The sequence below is a fragment of the Mesorhizobium sp. M7A.F.Ca.CA.002.04.1.1 genome (assembly GCF_004022805.1).
GTDB lineage: Bacteria > Pseudomonadota > Alphaproteobacteria > Rhizobiales > Rhizobiaceae > Mesorhizobium > Mesorhizobium ciceri.
Genome location: NZ_RZPL01000901.1, coordinates 1 through 1,981, shown reverse-complemented (window position 1 = coordinate 1,981; position 1,981 = coordinate 1). Strand labels below are relative to the sequence as shown.

The following is a 1,981-nucleotide window of genomic DNA, read 5'->3' as shown; positions in this document are numbered from 1 at the left end:
ATCCATACACAGACCAACGGTTTACCTTTTTCAGGGACCCGGATGGATTGCCGCTGGAACTCTACGAAGCCCCATAAGGAACGGTTCGATTTCACGATGGGCGCTTTGTACTGACGGTCTCGGTATCGGCGGACCGCGAATCTGTGCTAAGCGCCGCCCAACTAACCAAAGGACGACACCAATGAGCGAACTGACCGTGGCCGAGGCGACCGAGAGCATCTATGCCTCGCTCCGGGCGGACAATGCCGACATCGACACACATATCGCGGCGCTTAAGGCGGCGCTGACGCGAGAGGGGATCAAACAGGCGGTGTTCGATCCGACCAAGCTGGCGCAGAACAACCGCTCGGGCCGCAAGTTGATGCAGGCTTATTTTCGGCAACGCGGCGTGAGCGTGAAGTTTTCGGACCAGTAGAACCGCGCGCGATCTCAACCGTGTGATTGGTTGGTTTCGGACGCATGTTCTCCGACGCTCCGGGCCCTCCCATTTGACCGACTCAATAACAGCGATCTGCGGCCGCAAGGGCTTCGGCACGGTGAGCTTGGTCCAGTGCGCCAATCCGTCGGACCGACGCATAGAACCTGACATAGTCGCCCGAGCACAGATCGAACAGGCGCAGAAACGCGGTCACCCGATCGCTATAGACGGAAGTCGCGGCGAGCTTTGCATTGTTGATCGGGGAAGCGAACCAGGCATCGTATCCCCGGTATCGGCCCCAGCGCCTGTCGCGCATGTGTCGGTAGCGCATCCGCAGCCGTTCAATCGCCGCCGTCTTTGCGGCCAGTTTTTGCTCCGAGGTTCCGGCGTTGGAATAGACTTTTGCCAACTCGTCCCGTGTTTGCGACACCAGCGCAAGAAATTCAGCTTTGCGCCTCCGGGCGGCTTCGTAACGGCGCAATGCGGCGGTATCGCCAGCCGCGCGCAGCCATTTTCTCACGCCGGTCGTTTCGACGGCGACAGCGAACGACTCGTTGAATGCGGAATCGTCGTGCACGTAGACGCGCTGGTGGGCCAGTTCATGGAACACCAGCCCTGCAAGATAGGTTTTATCCTCGCTGAACATCGTGCTCAGCAGCGGGTCACTCGACCAGCCAAGCGTGGAATATGCGGTGATGCCCGTCACATAGACATCCATGCCCTGTCCTTGAAGTTCGGCAGCGGTTTCAATTGCGGACTTCCTGGAGAAATATCCCCGGTAGGGCACGCAGCCGAAAACGGGAAAACACCATGTTCGCGGCGTCAGCGAGAATGCCGGCGCGGCGAAGACGGCCCATGTCACCGAATCCCGGCCGATATCGACATAGCTGCGGTAGCTGCTGTTGTCGGGCAGCGCCAGTTCATCCGTTGCGAACTGTCGTATGGCGCTCGCCGATGCCATTCGAGCGCGCAATGCCTTCGGCGTCGAAGGGTCCTCGATCAGTTTTCCGACATCCTGGCGCGCCGTCATGATCCGCAGATGACCCTGCACGGATTGCGCGTAATAGGAAACACTGGTGCAGCCGGTCGCGCCAGACACCACGATCATAACGGCAACCAATCGAAAGAATGCGCGCATCACGATTTGCCCACAGCAGTGCTCCCGTACCGATCGGGCGATTGTCGCGATTGCCCCAGGTCCCAAGCAGCCGCATCGATTTGATCGAGGTCTATAGCTTTCTAAAGAATCCGGACAGAATATTCGGACCCACTTCGCCAGGGCGCAGTCTGATCCCGTCCTCGAAGCAGTTCAGCGTCATGCATTCGAAGCCGCTGCGTGCGAGGAATGCCACCAGCGAGTCACGATCGAAGTGGTGGAGGTGCTCGTCGGGAAGACGCATACGCCACGTCCGGAACCAGGCGTCGCCGTCGGCGCCGAGCTCGCGCCAGCGGCAATAAGGGACGGCGACGGCCAGGTAGCGGGCCTTAAGCCGGGCGAGGAAACCCAGATCCGGGATATGCTCAAGCACATCGAACATGGCGACGAGATCCCACGAGCTGGAG

Annotated in this window: 3 protein-coding genes; 1 reads left to right on the top strand and 2 read right to left on the bottom strand. The window is 59.9% G+C overall.

Features of this window, described 5'->3' with window-relative positions:
- The first annotated feature begins 181 nt into the window (after positions 1 to 181).
- The gene (locus ENZ75_RS30185) at positions 182 to 415 is read left to right on the top strand and encodes a hypothetical protein (RefSeq protein WP_063169708.1); all 234 of its coding nucleotides are present in this window, start codon (positions 182 to 184) and stop codon (positions 413 to 415) included.
- Between the two features lie 82 nt (positions 416 to 497).
- Here the strand turns inward: ENZ75_RS30185 and ENZ75_RS30180 are convergent, their stop codons facing one another.
- Both ENZ75_RS30180 and ENZ75_RS30175 read right to left on the bottom strand, forming a co-directional pair.
- A complete protein-coding gene (locus ENZ75_RS30180; protein WP_063169707.1) occupies positions 498 to 1,556 on the bottom strand; it encodes an aminopeptidase in 1,059 nt (352 codons plus the stop codon).
- 91 nt (positions 1,557 to 1,647) lie between these two features.
- Positions 1,648 to 1,981 (bottom strand): methyltransferase domain-containing protein (locus ENZ75_RS30175; RefSeq protein ID WP_128278561.1); only part of this gene is annotated, 334 nt, incomplete at its 5' end.

Excerpts from the sequence above, each read along its gene's own strand:
- ENZ75_RS30185 (WP_063169708.1), top strand. The coding sequence starts at position 182 with ATGAGCGAACTGACCGTGGCCGAGGCGACCGAGAGCATCTATGCCTCG.
- ENZ75_RS30180 (WP_063169707.1), bottom strand. The coding sequence starts at position 1,556 with ATGCGCGCATTCTTTCGATTGGTTGCCGTTATGATCGTGGTGTCTGGC.